Origin of the sequence: Pseudomonas rustica (assembly GCF_018336155.1) — a bacterium.
Lineage (GTDB): Bacteria > Pseudomonadota > Gammaproteobacteria > Pseudomonadales > Pseudomonadaceae > Aquipseudomonas > Aquipseudomonas rustica.
Genome location: NZ_JAGYHF010000010.1, coordinates 226669 through 243047, shown reverse-complemented (window position 1 = coordinate 243047; position 16379 = coordinate 226669). Strand labels below are relative to the sequence as shown.

General features: G+C 59.6%; 14 protein-coding genes. 7 read left to right on the top strand and 7 right to left on the bottom strand.

The genetic code is table 11. The annotated features are described in order from the left end of the window. The first annotated feature begins 64 nt into the window (after positions 1 to 64). Positions 65 to 1450, top strand: a complete 1386-nt coding sequence (locus tag KFS80_RS20430) for a type VI secretion system Vgr family protein (protein WP_212545726.1) — start codon at positions 65 to 67, stop codon at positions 1448 to 1450. Between the two features lie 118 nt (positions 1451 to 1568). Here KFS80_RS20430 and KFS80_RS20425 read toward each other — a convergent pair whose 3' ends face one another. Beyond that, positions 1569 to 2960 carry an FAD-dependent oxidoreductase gene (locus KFS80_RS20425; protein WP_212545725.1) on the bottom strand — a complete coding sequence of 464 codons (1392 nt, stop codon included), beginning with the start codon at positions 2958 to 2960 and terminating at the stop codon, positions 1569 to 1571. A gap of 73 nt (positions 2961 to 3033) precedes the next feature. Next, complete coding sequence (locus tag KFS80_RS20420) at positions 3034 to 4359, bottom strand: MFS transporter (protein WP_212545724.1); 1326 nt, start codon at positions 4357 to 4359, stop codon at positions 3034 to 3036. Between the two features lie 285 nt (positions 4360 to 4644). On the opposite strand from KFS80_RS20420, the gene KFS80_RS20415 reads away from it, so the two are divergent. Together KFS80_RS20415 and KFS80_RS20410 are read left to right on the top strand one after the other, a co-directional pair. Continuing rightward, complete coding sequence (locus tag KFS80_RS20415) at positions 4645 to 5517, top strand: LysR family transcriptional regulator (protein WP_053121752.1); 873 nt, start codon at positions 4645 to 4647, stop codon at positions 5515 to 5517. A gap of 122 nt (positions 5518 to 5639) precedes the next feature. Beyond that, positions 5640 to 6368 carry a CatB-related O-acetyltransferase gene (locus tag KFS80_RS20410; protein WP_212545723.1) on the top strand — a complete coding sequence of 243 codons (729 nt, stop codon included), beginning with the start codon at positions 5640 to 5642 and terminating at the stop codon, positions 6366 to 6368. A gap of 1 nt (position 6369) precedes the next feature. Here KFS80_RS20410 and KFS80_RS20405 read toward each other — a convergent pair whose 3' ends face one another. Next, positions 6370 to 7230 carry a LysR substrate-binding domain-containing protein gene (locus tag KFS80_RS20405; protein ID WP_212545722.1) on the bottom strand — a complete coding sequence of 287 codons (861 nt, stop codon included), beginning with the start codon at positions 7228 to 7230 and terminating at the stop codon, positions 6370 to 6372. A gap of 112 nt (positions 7231 to 7342) precedes the next feature. On the opposite strand from KFS80_RS20405, the gene KFS80_RS20400 reads away from it, so the two are divergent. Continuing rightward, entirely contained in the window at positions 7343 to 8452 is a 1110-nt protein-coding gene (locus KFS80_RS20400; RefSeq protein ID WP_212545721.1) for a 2-aminoethylphosphonate--pyruvate transaminase, read from the top strand. 145 nt (positions 8453 to 8597) lie between these two features. Then, on the top strand, positions 8598 to 9425 hold the full coding sequence (gene phnX / locus KFS80_RS20395) for a phosphonoacetaldehyde hydrolase (RefSeq protein ID WP_159815329.1): 828 nt from the start codon (positions 8598 to 8600) through the stop codon (positions 9423 to 9425). 121 nt (positions 9426 to 9546) lie between these two features. Here phnX and KFS80_RS20390 read toward each other — a convergent pair whose 3' ends face one another. Beyond that, positions 9547 to 9873 (bottom strand): hypothetical protein, encoded by a 327-nt coding sequence (locus KFS80_RS20390; protein WP_159815330.1) that lies wholly within the window; start codon positions 9871 to 9873, stop codon positions 9547 to 9549. Between KFS80_RS20390 and KFS80_RS20385 the strand changes: the two genes are divergently transcribed. Further along, positions 9866 to 10177: a hypothetical protein gene (locus KFS80_RS20385; protein ID WP_159815331.1), complete on the top strand. Its 312-nt coding sequence runs from the start codon at positions 9866 to 9868 to the stop codon at positions 10175 to 10177. The genes KFS80_RS20390 and KFS80_RS20385 overlap by 8 nt on opposite strands. A 330-nt stretch (positions 10178 to 10507) precedes the next feature. Then, positions 10508 to 11056: a cytochrome b gene (locus KFS80_RS20380; protein ID WP_159815332.1), complete on the top strand. Its 549-nt coding sequence runs from the start codon at positions 10508 to 10510 to the stop codon at positions 11054 to 11056. A 327-nt stretch (positions 11057 to 11383) separates the two neighbouring features. Here the strand turns inward: KFS80_RS20380 and KFS80_RS20375 are convergent, their stop codons facing one another. The 3 genes from KFS80_RS20375 to betA all read right to left on the bottom strand — a co-directional run bounded on the left by KFS80_RS20375 (position 11384) and on the right by betA (position 16379). Further along, the gene (locus tag KFS80_RS20375; protein WP_212545720.1) at positions 11384 to 12304 is read right to left on the bottom strand and encodes a 1-aminocyclopropane-1-carboxylate deaminase/D-cysteine desulfhydrase; all 921 of its coding nucleotides are present in this window, start codon (positions 12302 to 12304) and stop codon (positions 11384 to 11386) included. A gap of 179 nt (positions 12305 to 12483) precedes the next feature. Continuing rightward, positions 12484 to 14523, bottom strand: a complete 2040-nt coding sequence (locus tag KFS80_RS20370; RefSeq protein WP_159815334.1) for an NADPH-dependent 2,4-dienoyl-CoA reductase — start codon at positions 14521 to 14523, stop codon at positions 12484 to 12486. A gap of 167 nt (positions 14524 to 14690) precedes the next feature. Continuing rightward, positions 14691 to 16379: a choline dehydrogenase gene (gene betA, locus KFS80_RS20365; protein WP_212545719.1), complete on the bottom strand. Its 1689-nt coding sequence runs from the start codon at positions 16377 to 16379 to the stop codon at positions 14691 to 14693.

Genomic DNA, 16379 nt, shown 5'->3' with positions numbered 1-16379 from the left:
TGACTATTCCGCGCTGCGGTTTCGTACCCTCTGCCGTCCGTATTGACCGACAGAACCTGTACGAATGCTCAATGACATGGAAAGTCCCTTCACCCTGACCCTGATCGATGGCGGATTGTGCCTGCCGGTGGTGCGTTTTAGCGGTGATGAAGCGCTCAATCAGCCCTTTCGCTTCGAGGTCGATGTCATTGGCCTGGCGCCCGCCGTCCTGCCCGACAGCCTGCTGGAGCAAGCGGCGTACTTACGCCTGAGCGAGCAGCACGGTGTGCATGGTTTGATCCACAGTGTCCGTTGCGAACATCGCGGCACGCACCGGATCGGTTATCGATTAGTGCTGGTGCCTTATCTGCAACGTCTGGCGCAATCGCTTAAACGCCGGGTGTTTGTGCAGTTGAGTGTGCCGGCGATCCTTGCACAATTGCTCACCGAGCATGGGCTGCCAAAGAACAGCTTTCGCATCGAAATGACCGTCGGCCACTACCCCGTGCGGGACTTTTGCATTCAATACGAGGAAAGCGACCTGGCACTGCTGCAACGTCTGTGTGAAGAGGAAGGCATTCATTATCACTTCGAGCATCGGCCTGACGGGCATGTAGTGGTGTTTGCCGATGACAGCCTTAGCCTGCCGCAAGAACCCACACTGTTGCCCTTCAGTCTCGACGATGACACGCCGTCGCCACGTGTCTGCGCGCTGTTTCAGCAACATGACGCCGCGCCAATTCGAGCGCTGCATCGGGTGCGCAATCGTGGCCAACAGGCGTCGGGCGAGGACTCGGCCAATCAAACCGTGCCTGTCCTCGCACCGCAGATGTTGTCCCTTGAACAACGTCATGCCGAACAGCGCAGCCGCCGCCATCTGGAGCGCCAGCGCTGCCAGTACCGCTCGATTCACGGTCGCTGCGACAGCCCCGGATTGCACAGCGCCGACCTGCTGCAAGTGACCGAACACCCGGTCAACACCTTCAATGAGCAATGGTTGATCACCTCAGTGCGCCATCAGGGTCAGCAACCTTGCATCCTTGATCCAGCGCCGAGTGTGTATCGCTATCACTGCGAGTTCACGGCTTTGCCATGGTCGACGGATTTTCGCCCGGCGCTGAAACAATCACGGCCGAGCATTCCGGGGATCCACTTGGCGCGAGTGCTCGGCACGAAGGGGCAACCATCGAAACTGGATGACAAGGGGCGCATCAAGGTGAGTTTGTGGCCGAGGCCAACATCGCCTGATTCTGAGGGGATTTGGCTGCCGATCGCGTTGACCAACGCCAATGGCCGCATTGCCGCGCATGAGTTGCCCCGTGCGGGCAGTGAGGTCTGGGTGAGTTTTCTCGACAGTGATCCGGATCGACCGATTTTGTGTTTGGGAGCGCAGCGCGAATCCGCGCCGGTTGAAGCACCGCCAGCACGCGACAGCAGCCTCTTACTCGACTGGCTGATCAACCGCTCCTGACCACAAATCCAGACCTGTAGGAGCTGCCGAAGGCTGCGATCTTTTGCTGTTGATTGTAAGAAATAAGATCAAAAGATCGCAGCCTTCGGCAGCTCCTACAGGGGTTGTTTTCAACCCTTCAGGCTTTGTCGGCTTTGCCGGCGGCAGCGGCGAACTTCGCCAGGCGCACGTCCAGATGCCGTGGCCGGTGGCCGTGATCTTCGGCGCGCTCTTTGCGGCGGATGGCATTGCGCACCATCAACGAGCCCAGATAACGAATCGGCTCCGGCGGGAAATACCCCAACGGCCCATTCACAATCGGCGAACGCGTCCAGGCGTTATCCATCCCCTGCACCAGCGACGCCAGAATCTGCCCGCCCATGTGACAAGGCCCCACCCCGCTGCCGGAATAGCCAAATCCATAAAACACATTACCGCTGCTGCTCATCTGCCCAAAAAACGGCAAACCGGTCACCGAGCGATCCGACGGCCCGTTCCACGTCGCATCGACTTTCACATCGCTGAACGCCGGGAAGAAGTCATCCAGACTGCGCTTGAGCAACCCGGCATACGGCGACGGCTGATCGAACACCGGCAGCATCCGCCCGCCAAAGGCAAAGGTGTTGCCGCCCTTGCCGAGCATGATCCGGCCGTCCGGGGTGTTGTGGTAGTAGTGCACGAAAATCCGCGAATCAAGCACGGTGACGCCGCTGGTCAAGCCGATTTCCTGCAACAGATCCGGGCGCGGCTCGGTGATCAGCATGTCGCTGGAAACAATCGCCACGCTGCGTTCGAACTGCGGAAAAGCACGGGCCATCCACGCGTTCATCGCCAGCACCACGCGGTCGGCAATGATGTTGCCGTTGGGTGTCTGAATGCGCGCCGGGCGTCCTTCCTCCAGCCCGGTCATTGCTGTGTTTTCATGGATCGTCACGCCCAGTTGCAACGCCACACGCCGCAATCCGCGCACCAGTTTGCCCGGTTGCACACTGGCCGCCGCTGGCGAAAACCAGCCTTCCAGATGTTTGCTGGAACCTGCCATGCGCTGCACATCAGCGACTGGCCGCTGGGTGAACGAGTTGATGCCGTTACGTTCCAGCGCCGCGATCACCGCATCGGTCGAGCCGACCTGGGCGCGGTTGGTCGCGGTGTACAGCGTGCCGTCGAGGCGGTAATCGGCATCGACGCCGTACTGCTCACAGAACTCGCCGATCGCATGAATGCTGCGCTCGGATTCCTTGACCAGACGCACCGCCTCCTCGACGCCAAACAGGCGTTCCAGGGTGAAATATTTCGCCGACCACGACAGCGCGCAACCGCCATTACGGCCACTGGCGCCAGCGCCGCAGATGTCGGCTTCGATCAGCCGCACGTCGAGTTCAGGGTTCTGTTGCTTGAGCATGATCGCCGTCCACAACCCGGTGTAACCGCCGCCAACGATGCACACGTCGGTGCGCACTTCGCCTTGCAGCGGCGGGCAAGGCTCGGACGTATCAGCCTGCAAGGCCTGCTCCAGCCAAAACGGTCTCATGGGATTTCTCCAGTCAGTGGGCCACGGCGCAGCCTGCCGCGAACGTCGCAGCAGGCCACGCGGCAGCGGGTTTTCAGGTACGCAGAGGTTTGATGGTCAGCGGGCAATTGGGGATTGAGGCGCGCGGTTCCATGACGCCAACCGGGCGGCTGTTCCAGTGCGGGATCAGCACCAGCGCCGAGAACAGGGCGCAACCGGCGAAGACGATGAACACCGTCACCGAGTCGAAATAACCCGGCAGCAGACCGCCGAGCACCGCACCGACCGAGCCGCAACCGTTAACGAAACCGGCCGCCGTGGCGCCCGCCTTGGCTTTACCGAAATCGATGGCGGCCGCACCGCTGATCATCGAGTCCGGGCCATACAGGGTCAGGCCCATGACAAACAGCAGCGCGACCACCAGCAACACACTGCCGGTTTGCAGCGCGGCCATAAACAGCGCCAGCGTCACGGTCAGCGCCAGCAAACTGATGACGCAGGCCGGCATGCGCCGCGCACCGAACAGTTTGTCCGAGGCCAGACCGATGAGGATCGGCCCAAGCAATCCGGCCAGTTCGAACGAGGTCGGAATAATCGCCGCGCCGACCTTGCCGACACTCGGCATCTGTTCGAACACGATCACCGGGCCCCACAACAGAATCGCGTAACGCGCCGGTTTCAACATGAAATACGCCAGACCGAGCACCAACACCGTGCGGTTGCGCAGGATTTCCTTGAGCGGCTCCCATACGCTGAGTTTGCTGTTGGCTTCGGTTTCCTCAGCGGTCAGTACCGGTTCCGGATCGACTTCCGGCAGGCCGACGTCTTCCGGTTTATTGCGCTGGAAGATAAAGAACAGTACCGCGACCACTGCCACCACCACCGCGCTGGAAATAAACGCCGCGTGCCAACTGCCGATCAACGTATACGCCCACCAACCGGCGAACGGCGACGCGACCAGACCGCCAAACGCGTAGCAGGAACTCCACAAGCCAAGCACCCGCCCGCGTTCCTTCGCAGGAAAGAAACTGCCAAGGTTTTTACACAACCCCGACCATCCGGTGGACTGCGCCAGGCCTTGTATCAGCATGCAAGTGGCGAAAATCGGAAGTGTGGCGTAACTGCCCATCACCAACGCGGCTGCGGCGGAAATCAGCAAGCCACCGAGCACCACGACCCTTGGGCCAAAGCGGTCGGCGAGCATGCCCCAGGTGAATTGGCCCACGGCATACGCCGCCAGATAGATGGCGTCGAGGTTGGCCATGGCCATTTTGTCGAGCATGAAGGTCGGGTCTTCGGCGATGCCCAGTTTGGCCACCGAAAAGGCTTTGCGGGTGAAGTAGAAAGCGGCGTACGCAAGCCAGGTAATCGCGAAAATCTGCACGCGCCAACGTGCGATGGTGCCGATGTGCTTGTTCATTGTGGTTCTGACCTCAGGGTGTGAGTGTGCCGGCAGAATCGTTAAGCAAAACGCCTGTGTTTTTATTGTTGAGCACTGCGATACCACCCTTCCCTCTGGCGGTACCGGTCAGATGAGGCCTGCTGTTGCACGCACAGGCTCATGGCCAACGCCGCTGCTCGACCGAGCAGTCAGCGATGGCGTGAGCCGATCAAAGCAATTACTGTTTAATAAATAAAATCGATTTATCGTATTTCACTCATAAGCTCAGCTTGTTACTGAACTCATCTCGCACCAGGAGTCGCCATGGCAGTCTCCCACGCCCAACTCAAAGCCTTCCACGCCGTCGCGGTGCATGGAAGCTTCACCAAAGCCGCCGAGCGGCTCTACCTCACGCAACCGGCGATTTCCGACCAGGTGCGCAAACTGGAAGAACGCTTTGGCGTTTTGCTTTTTCACCGCAATAAACGTTCCGTGCGCCTGACCGATCTGGGCGAACGCTTGCTGGCGATCACCCAGCGGCTGTTCGTGATCGAAGCCGAAGCGCAGGAATTACTCCAGGAATCCCAGGCCTTGCAGACCGGCAGCCTGATTCTGGCGGTGGATGCGCCGGTGCACGTGCTGCCGCAGATCGCGCGGTTCTGCGAGCGCTATCCGGGGATCAGCGTGAAGATCGAGACCGGCAACACCGACGAATCGCTGTTTCGCCTGTTCAACTATCAGGCCGATCTGGCCCTGCTCGGGCGTGATGTCAGCGATGAACGCTTGCTCTGTGTTCCGTTGCGTAACGATCCGATGGTCGCGTTTGTGTCGCGTAATCACCCGTGGGCCGAGCGCGAATCGATCTGCCTGGCGGATCTCGATGACACGCCGTTGGTGTTGCGAGAACACGGTTCGGTAACGCGGCAAACCCTGGAAGAAGAAATGGCCCGGGCCGGGTTTCGCATTCGTCCGGCGATTCAGGTCGAAGGCCGGGAAGCGGCGCGTGAGGCCGTGGTGGTGGGGATTGGTGTCGGGGTGGTGTCGGCGGCGGAATTTGGGGCGGATTCGCGGGTGTGCGCGTTGCCGATTATCGACTGCACGCGACGTCTGACGGAAACGCTGGTGTGCCTGCGCGAACAGAGTTCGCGGCGCGTGGTGGCGACGTTTCTGGAAATGGTGCGCGAGAGTCTGGCGTAACGTCGGAATTTTCGTATTCAGTCGGATCGAGATCGTCGGCTACACTGGCGCCTGAGCTCCTGTGACAAATTATTTCCCGACCCCTTTCGCAGAGTTGCGATCACGGAATCGAAGAACGCATCGTGAAAAAACTAATCAATTCCGTTCGAGATCATTTCTGGAAGAAATGGATTCGCCAGCACGATTGTAAAGTCGCCGGTGGCATTTCCTCCTTGCACAAGCGATCCAGGCTGACGCTCGAGGAGCACGTGTCCATCGGTTATGTGGTGATCGAGTCGAAACACCTGACCATCGGTGCGCACACCTACATTCGCAGCGATTGCGTGCTGTCCGCCGTGTCCTCGATTGGGCGGTTCTGCTCGATCAGCACCCGCTGCTTTATCGGCCAGCAAAAGAGCTCGCACCCCACTGACTGGCTGAGTTCTCATCCCTTTCAGTACACCGACACCGCCCTGACGTTCGACCCGGTGGTGGCCGACGTCACCATCGGCCACGACGTCTGGATCGGGCACAGCGCGATGATTCTTGAAGGGGTGCAGATCGGCACTGGCGCGATTATCGCGACGCGTGCGCTGGTGACGCAGGATGTGCCGCCCTACGCGATCGTTGCCGGCACCCCGGCGAAGATCATCAAGTACCGGCATGACCCGCAGACCATCGAACGGTTGCTCAAAAGTCAGTGGTGGAATCTCGATGTGAAGCTGTTGCAGACGCTGCCGCTGAACGATCCGGCCGCTGCGCTGGATCTGCTCGAAGGCATGCAGTTGAAGCAGGCGGATTACCCGAGAATCGAGGTCACGCGCAAAACTACAGCGATCCTGCCGGCGCAACCGCAGTTGGCGATTGCTTGATTCAGGCCGGTGCCAAACCGAAAAACGCCTGAATCAAGCGCAATTCCCGCCGCCGCTCCATGCAACCGATCATGTGCCGGTTGACCAAGCCGTCGCCGACAATCGGAATCGCCACCACGCGCGGGTCATGGCTGACCTCCACCGATGACACCACGCCGACGCCCAACTCGGCGGCCACCGCTTCCGTCACCGCCTCGCGGCTGTCCAACTCCAGCAGCACACGCGGATGAATTGCGGCCTGCGCACAGGCTTCGTCAAACGTTCGTCGGGTGATCGAACTCGGTTCACGCAGCACCATGATCACTTGATCCAGCTCCTTGAGTTTCACCTCCCCTTGGCGGGTTGCCCACGGATGCGCGGCGGGCACCAGTGCGCAAATCCGCGACTCACTCAGCGCTTGCAGGTGCAGGCCTTTGCGCGGTTCGACTTCGGTCAGCACGGCGACATCCGCGTGCTCGGATAACAGCGCCGCCAGGGTTTCCTGGGCATTGCCCAAACGCAGATTCACCGTGATCCCCGGATAACGCGCGCGCAGGCTCGCCAACATCGGCATGACCATGTGCGGGCCGTCCGCCGCCACTTCGAGGCGCCCGGTGAGCAATTGCCGATTGGCTTCGAGCATGGTCTGCGCCTCTTCCGCCAAACCGAACATCGCGCGGGTGATCGCCGCCAGTTTGATGCCCTCCTCGGTCAACTCCACCCGTCGCGCGGTGCGCCGCAACAGGGTGATCTGGTAGTGCTCCTCCAGCGCCTTGATGTGTCCGGTGACCGCCGGCTGACTGATGAACAACCGCGCAGCGGCACGGGTGAAGCTGCCTTCACGGGCCACAGCATCGAAGGCGCGCAGTTGGAACAGGTTCATGGATAACTCTCACTGATGGCTGGCATAACAACAAACAATTTGATTGATGCAACGCCGAATTGCAACGTATGCCCCGTAGCTTCATCCCACAGCGCTATCCGAGGACACACGAATGAGTATTGCCGAACCCATCCTGCTCACTCCCGGCCCGTTGACCACTTCGGCCCGCACCCGCCAGGCGATGATGGTCGACTGGGGGTCATGGGATGACCGCTTCAACCAACTGACTGCCAGCCTCTGCGAACAATTGCTGGCGATCCTCAACGGTGCCGCCACTCACCATTGCGTGCCGTTGCAGGGCAGCGGCACCTTCGCTGTCGAAGCAGCCATCGGCACACTGGTGCCGCGTGACGGCAAGGTGCTGGTGCTGATCAACGGCGCATACGGCAAACGACTGGCGAAAATCTGCGAAGTGCTCGGCCGCTCGTTCAGCACCTTCGAAACCGCTGAAGAGGAACCGACCACCGCCGCTGACGTCGACCGCTTACTGCGCGCCGACAGTGATATCACTCACGTCGCGCTGATTCATTGTGAAACCAGCACCGGGATTCTCAATCCGCTGCCAGAGATCGCCCACGTCGTCGAACAGCACGGCAAACGCCTGATCATCGACGCCATGAGCTCCTTCGGCGCCCTGCCGGTGGACGCACAGAAAGTGCCGTTCGACGCACTGATCGCCGCGTCCGGCAAGTGTCTGGAAGGCGTGCCGGGGATGGGTTTTGTCTTCGCTCGCAAGGAAGCGCTGGCCGCTGCGGCTGGCAATTCGCACTCGCTGGCGATGGATCTGTTTGATCAACACGCTTATATGCAGAAAACCGGTCAATGGCGCTTCACCCCGCCGACCCACGTGGTCGCGGCGCTGCACGAAGCGCTGCTGCAATACAACGAAGAAGGTGGTTTGCCGGCGCGGCATGCGCGTTACGCCGCCAACTGCCAGGCGCTGATGGAAGAGATGGGCAAACTCGGTTTGCGCAGTTTTCTGCCGGCGGCGATTCAAGCACCGATTATTGCCACGTTCCATGCGCCGAGCGATCCGCGTTATCAGTTCAAGGATTTCTACGAACGGGTCAAGGCCAAGGGTTACATCCTTTATCCGGGCAAGCTCACTCAGGTTGAGACCTTCCGTGTCGGCTGCATCGGTCATGTCAGCCCGGACGAAATGCGCCAGGCCGTGGCGGCTGTTGGTGAAGTGCTGCGTGAGATGGAAGTCCTCGAAATCTAACCCACACCACAAATCCCCTGTGGGAGCGGGCTTGCTCGCGAAAGCGGTCGAACATTCAACATTGATATCGACTGACCCGACGCCTTCGCGAGCAAGCCCGCTCCCACAGTTTGAATTGCATTGCCAAATCAGGAATTTAATTGCCATGAACTACGTCAATCCAAGCAAGCTGCAAGCCGCGATCCTCGACTGGGCCGGTACCGTGGTCGATTTCGGTTCGTTCGCGCCGACGCAGATTTTCGTCGAAGCCTTCGCCGAATTCGACGTACAGGTCTCCATCGAAGAAGCCCGTGGGCCGATGGGCATGGGCAAGTGGGATCACATCCGCACCCTCTGCGATCAGCCGCAGGTCGCCGAGCGTTATCGCAAGGTGTTCGGCCGCACGCCAACCGATGACGACGTCACCGCGATCTACAACCGCTTCATGCCGCTGCAGATCGAGAAGATCGCCGAGCACTCGGCGCTGATTCCCGGCGCGCTGGAAACCATCGCCAACCTGCGTCAGCAAGGGATCAAGATCGGCTCCTGCTCCGGTTATCCGAAGCAGGTCATGGATAAAGTCGTCGAGCTGGCCGCCACCAACGGCTACGTCGCCGACCACGTGGTTGCCACCGACGAGGTGCCGAACGGTCGCCCTTGGCCGGCTCAGGCACTGGCCAACGTGATTGCCTTGGGCATCGACGACGTCGGCGCCTGCGTGAAGATCGACGACACCGTGCCGGGCATCCTCGAAGGCCGTCGCGCCGGGATGTGGACGGTCGCGCTGATCTGCTCGGGCAACGCGCTGGGCCTGGATTACGAAGGTTTCCGCGCCTTGGGCAGCGATGAACTGGCCAGCGAACGCAAGCGCATCCACGCGCTGTTCGAAAGCTCGCGTCCGCACTATATGATCGACACCATCACTGATTTGCCGGAAGTGATTGCCGACATCAACAAGCGTCTGGCCAAGGGTGAGATGCCGCAAAACGATTAAGGTAGATTGAAAAAAACCGCCAACTGATAAAAAGTTGGCGGTTTTTTATTGATCACATTAAACACCTGATCGGTTTCAAGCTGTTAAACCTGAACAGTCTTTTAAATCAAAACAGTAACATTCAATCAACAACGGGATTGCCATCTGCATCATATTTCAATCCATCGGGATGACGAATCGAACCGTCCGCTAGTTGCTCGGTGCCGTCAGCCCAGACGATACGACCATCTGGATATTCCACGGTGTCATCCGGCCACACGATGCGGCCATCAGGATGCTCGACCCGGCCGTCAGCATGCTGAATGATCCCGTCGGGGCGGGTAACTTTGTTTTTTCCGGCATCGACGATGCTGCCATCGCTCAGTGTGGTCGATCCATCCGGCTGGCGAATACTGCCGAGGGCGCTGATCAGGTTAATCAGTGCCACCGGATCAATGTTGATGTTCAAGGTAGGCCACGGCATTGGCGGACGGGCATTCACGGGTGGTTTGGTGCCCGGTGGCGCTGGTTTGACCGGTGGTTTGGTGCCAGGCGTCCCCGGAGTAACAGGTGGCTTCACGGGTGGTTTGACCGGCGGCTTCACAGGCGGTTTGACCGGTGCAGGTTTGACTGGCGGCTTGACCGGAACCACGGGTGGCTTGACCGGAGGTGTGGTGGGTCGGGTTACTGGCGGTTTGCTGCCCACGGGCTTCGGTCGAGATATCGGTGGCTTTGCCATCGCTTTTTTTACAATGTTTTTACTATGTTTGTGATTCAGAAGAATACAAAAAGTCATATTTAAGTCCTTTTAAGCAAGTTATCAACAGCATCACTTATTAAATCAAGCGATTTGAAAGCAACAACTGCCCGCAACATTAGCGGATCAAACAACGCCAATCAAACTCTGTGCAGATTCAAGATATAAACAACAACCGGTTACACCCGCAGCACCAAAGTCCGCAAACCGCAAACACTAATAACTTTGTAAAAACAGCACATTAAAACTTTTGTTTCGTTAAGCAGAAATGCCCAAGTGGGTTTACAGTTAAGGCATGCCGTCAGAGAAACGGTGCGATGAAACCCTGAACCGAGAGGAACACTGTATGCCGTGGACAAGTTCCGAATCGCGTTACAGCACCGTGTCGGTCATGCTGCATTGGCTGATGTTGGTGCTGCTGGTGCTGGTGTACGCCAGCATGGAATTGCGCGGCCTCTTCCCCAAAGGCAGCGGCGGCCGCACGCTAATCCGCGAAGTGCATTACATGCTGGGCCTGACCGTATTCGTGCTGGTGTGGTTTCGCCTGCTCGCCCGCAGCCTCGGCCCGGCACCGAAAATCTTCCCCGCCTCGCCACAATGGCAAACCGTACTGGCGCGGCTGATGCACTGGGCGTTGTACCTGTTCATGATCAGCATGCCGATTCTGGGCTGGCTGATCACCAGCGCCGAGGGGCATCAGGTGATGTTCTATGGTTTTGATCTGCCACTGCTGGTGGGTGAGGACAAAGCCTTCGCCAAACAGGTGGAGGGCTGGCACGTACTGATCGCCACGATCGGTTACTGGCTGATCGGCCTGCATGCGCTGGCGGGGATCTATCACCATTATGTGGTGAGGGATAACACGTTGCTGCGGATGATGCCGAAGCGCGGGTAAACCCACTGAGGCCTCATTGTGGCTGGCAATGGGATCTATCTGGGTCAATGCAAACCATTGTGGCAAGCAATGGAATCTAGCTGGGGCAATGCAAACCATTGTGGCTGGCAATGGATCTATCTGGGGCAATGCAAACCATTGTGGCTGGCAATGGAATCTATCTGGGGCAATGCAAACCATTGTGGCGAGGGTATTTATCCCCGTTGGGCTGCGAAGCGGCCCCAAAACCTTAGCATGCGGTGAGTCAGGCTGAACTGTGGGGGCTGAATTGGGGGCTGCTTCGCAGCCCAACGGGGATAAATCCCCTCGCCACAAAAACCTCACCTGTCAGGGCTGGAAACCGCGTCTACCCTGCAGGCCGCCGGTGTGGATGAAGATCAGTCGTGTGCCGCTGGAAAATTTACCTGACCCAATTTGTTCCTTAAGGGCCAGCAGCGCTTTGCCGGTATACAGCGGTTCCAAGGGCACACCGCTAGCCTGTTCGGTCTGTTCAATAAGCGCCAACAACCCCGGATCAACCTTGGCAAAACCACCTCGGCTGGCATCAATCAATTCATACCCCGCATCCACCCGCCCCGCTTCTCGCAGAATCGACTCAACCTGCGGCGCCACACCGTGATCTTCCGGCACCGCCAACGCACCATAAACCGTATGCGCCCCCGCCTCGGCAAGCACCAATCCCGCCAACGTCGTCCCGGTGCCGCACGCCAGCCACCAGCCGTGGTAATCACTCCAGCCCAATGAATGCAATTGCGCGTCGACCTGTTCTTTAAGCGCCACACAACCGAGCGCACCCGATAATCCCCCACCACCCTCCGGCACCGCATGCAACTCTGGATACTGCGCCCGCCATGGCGACCAGAACCCCGGCTCATGCCGTGCCCGGTAACCGGCAAACCCCAACCAATGCAGGTGCATGCCGAACGCTTGCAGATCCTTCACCGTCGGCGTTTCCTGCGGATGCCCGCGCAACAGCCCCACGGTTTTGAACCCCAGCCGTTTTCCGGCCGCTGCCAATGCATGCAGATGATTGGAGTGCGCACCGCCGAGGCTGATGATGCCTTCGGCGCCCACACGGTCGGCGGCTTTGAGGTGTTCGCTGAGTTTGAACCACTTGTTACCGCTGATCAGCGGGTCGATCTGGTCGAGACGCAGGATCGCCACTTCGATGCCGGCGGCGGTCAGCCAGTCCAGATGAAGAGGTTCGAGGGGGGCTTGGGGTAGCCAATCGGAGGGAGGCAAAAGCATAAATGCCGGCTCTGTTCAAAGAGCCGGCATCTTAACAGCGACGCGCAGAAAATCTGCCAGTGTTCACGATCCCCTGTGGGAGCGGGCTTGCTCGCGAAGGCGTCGTGTCAGTCAACATTTGTAGTGCCTGACACACCGCTTTCGCGAGCAAGCCCGCTCCCACAGGTTATGCGGTGGGCTTAGAGTTCAGCTGCAAGGCGCGAGCCCTGGTTGATCGCGCGTTTGGCATCCAGTTCTGCCGCGACATCCGCGCCGCCGATCAGGTGCACATTCTGCCCCGCCGCGACCAGGCCATCGTGCAGCTCACGCAATGGATCCTGCCCCGCGCAAATCACGATGTTGTCCACCGCCAGCAATTGCGGCTCGCCGGTTTCGCCGATGCGAATGTGCAGACCGTCATCATCAATGCTCAGGTATTCCACGCTGTTGAGCATCTGCACTTGCTTGTTCTTCAAACCGGTACGGTGAATCCAGCCAGTGGTTTTACCCAGACCGTCGCCGACCTTGGTTTTCTTGCGCTGCAACAGGAACACTTCACGCGCCGGTGCATGCGGCGCCGCTTTGATCCCGGCGACGCCACCGCGTGCTTCCAGTTTCGTGTCGATGCCCCATTCTTTCCAGAACGCGGCGCGATCCTGACTGGTCGCAACGCCTTCGTGAACGAGGAATTCCGAGACGTCAAAGCCGATGCCGCCCGCGCCGATCACCGCGACACGCTTGCCAACCGGTTTGCGCTCAAGGATCACGTCGATGTAGCTCAACACCTTGGCGTTCTCAACGCCGGGAATCGCCGGCAGACGCGGCGCGATACCGGTGGCGAGGATGATTTCGTCGTAGCCGCCTTCAACCAGTTTCGCCACATCAACGCGAGTGTTCAGGCACACCTCAACATTGGTGGTTTGCAGCTTGCGCTTGAAGTAACGCAGGGTTTCGAAGAACTCTTCTTTGCCCGGCACACGCTTGGCGATGTTGAACTGGCCACCGATTTCGCTGGCCGAATCGAACAAGGTCACCTGATGACCACGCTCGGCCGCCACGGTCGCGGCAGACAAACCGGCAGGGCCAGCACCGACCACGGCAATCTTCTTGATCTGCTGCACCGGCAGATAGTTGAGCTCAGTCTCGTGGCAGGCACGCGGGTTGACCAGGCAACTGGTCAGCTTGCCGCCGAAGGTGTGATCGAGGCACGCCTGGTTGCAGCCGATACAGGTGTTGATTTCGTCGGCGCGGCCTTCAGCAGCCTTGTTGACGAAGTCCGGGTCGGCGAGGAACGGTCGCGCCATCGAGACCATGTCGGCATCGCCTTCAGCGAGAATCTGCTCGGCGATTTCCGGGGTGTTGATGCGGTTAGTGGTAATCAACGGAATGCTCACCGAACCACGCAGCTTGGCCGTGACCTTGCTGAACGCGGCACGCGGCACTTTGGTGGCGATGGTCGGAATCCGCGCTTCGTGCCAGCCGATGCCGGTGTTGATGATAGTTGCACCGGCCTGCTCGATGGCTTTGGCCAGGGTGACGATCTCATCCCAGGTGCTGCCGCCCTCGACCAGGTCGAGCATCGACAGACGGAAAATGATGATGAAGTTCGGGCCCACCGCTTCGCGCACACGGCGGACGATTTCCACCGGCAGGCGCATACGGTTTTCGTAGCTGCCGCCCCAACGGTCGGTACGGTGGTTGGTGTGCGCGGCGAGGAACTGGTTAATGAAATAACCTTCCGAGCCCATGATTTCGACGCCGTCGTACTCGGCGGTTTGCGCCAGCACCGAGCAGGTGACGAAATCGCTGATCTGCTTTTCGATGCCCTCTTCGTCCAGCTCTTTTGGCTTGAACGGATTGATCGGCGCTTGAATCGCGCTCGGCGCCACTTGTTTCGGGCTGTAGGCATAACGACCGGCGTGGAGAATCTGCATGCAGATCTTGCCGCCCGCATCGTGCACCGCGCGGGTGACGATGCGGTGCTTGAGCGCTTCTTCCTCGGTCGTCAGCTTGGCCGCACCAGAATAAACGCCGCCCTCGTCATTCGGGCCGATCCCGCCAGTCACCATCAGGCCAACACCGCCGCGCGCACGCTCAGCGAAGTACGCCGCCATGCGCTCGAAACCGCCCGGTTTTTCTTCCAGGCCGGTGTGCATCGAGCCCATCAGGGTACGGTTGCGCAGCGTGGTGAATCCCAGATCCAGCGGGGCCAACAGGTGCGGGTAATGAGCGGCGGTCATCGGTAACTCCACAACGAGCAATCACGGAAAAGTTGCGGGAGCTCTGCGTCCCCCGTCAGTCATGTTCGACAGACTAAGAGCCGCACCGTGATCACTCAATGACCGTAACTGACAACTTAATGATCTAAATGCACACCACCTACGTCGGCGCTGGATCACTCGAACAGCTAAACCCGGACATTGCGCCCCGGCAACGATGTGCGCTGGCTGTTCTCCCAATCCTGCACCAACCCCACCGGCGCCTCTGACGGCGGCAACATCGCCCGCCCGCGCAGCAGATCACTGGCGCGTTCGGCGAGCATGATGGTCGGAGCATTGAGGTTGCCGTTCGGCTCGCTCGGGAACACCGACGAATCGATCACGCGCAATCCATCGAGGCCGTGCACGCGCAGTTCGGAATCCACCACCGCCAGTGCGTCCTCGCCCATTCGACAGGAGCCGCACGGGTGATAGGTGCTTTCGAGGTTTTCGCGAACGAAGGCATCGAGGTCTTCGTCGCTGTTAACCAAAACACCGGGGGCGATTTCGCTGTCGCGGAAACGATCCATGGCTTTCTGGCCGATGATCTCCCGGGTCAGGCGGATACAGCGACGAAAACCTTCGCGGTCTTCTTCGCGTTGCAGGTAATTGAACTGGATCTGCGGATGCTCGTACGGATCCGCCGAGCGTGCGCGCACATAGCCGCGACTTTTGGGCTTATTCGGCCCGGTGAGCACCATAAAGCCATGGCCCTTGATCGGCTTGTTGCCGTCGTAACGCATGGCCGCCGGCAGGAAGTGAAACTGGATGTCCGGCCAGCGCAAACCCTTGTCCGAACGGATAAACCCGCCAGCCTCGAAATGGTTGGTCGCGCCGAGGCCATCCTTGAACAGCAGCCAGCGCAAACCGATGAGCAATTTGCTCAGCGGATCCATTTTGCTGTTGAGGGTCACCGGTTCCTTGCAACTGAACTGGATGTACACCTCGGCGTGATCCTGCAGGTTTTCACCGACACCGGGCAGATCGTGGCGCACCTCGATGCCGGCCTTGCGCAGCACGTCGGCCGGGCCGATGCCGGAGCGTTGCAGCAGGTGCGGCGAGCCGATTGGCCCGGACGAAACCACTACTTCGCGCCGGCAATAGACTTCATGCGTCTGGCCGTTGTGGTCATAGCTGACGCCGACCGCACGTTTACCGTCGAGGAGGATCTGCCGGGTCATCGCGTGGGTGATCACGGTGAGGTTCGGGCGCTCCATCGCCGGGCGCAAATAGGCGTTGGCCGTTGAACAGCGCACACCGTTTTTCACGGTCATGTGCATCGCGCCGAAACCTTCCTGCATGTAGCCGTTGCAGTCGTCGGTCTTGATGTAACCCGCCTCGGCGCCGGCCTGCACCCACGCGCCGTACAGCGGATTTTTCATGTGGTTGCCGTTGGTGGTGTGCAACGGCCCGGTCTGCCCGCGATAGTTGTCGCCGCCTGCTTCATAGTGCTCGGCACGTTTGAAATACGGCAGGCAATTGCGGTAGCCCCAGCCTTGCGCACCGAGGGATTCCCACTCGTCAAAATCGCAGGCGTGACCGCGAATGTAGACCAGCCCATTGATCGATGAAGAACCACCCAGCACCTTGCCGCGCGGGCAATGGATGCGCCGTCCGTTGAGGAATGGCTCCGGTTCGGTTTCATAGCGCCAGTTGTATTTTTTGGTGTTCATCGGAATCGAAAAAGCGCTCGGCATCTGGATCACCACACTGCGATCGCTGCCACCGAATTCCAGCACCAGCACCGAGGTGTCCGGGTCTTCGCTCAAGCGGTTGGCCAACACACAACCGGCGGAGCCGGCACCGATGATGATGTAGTCGTATTTTTGCGTAGCCAT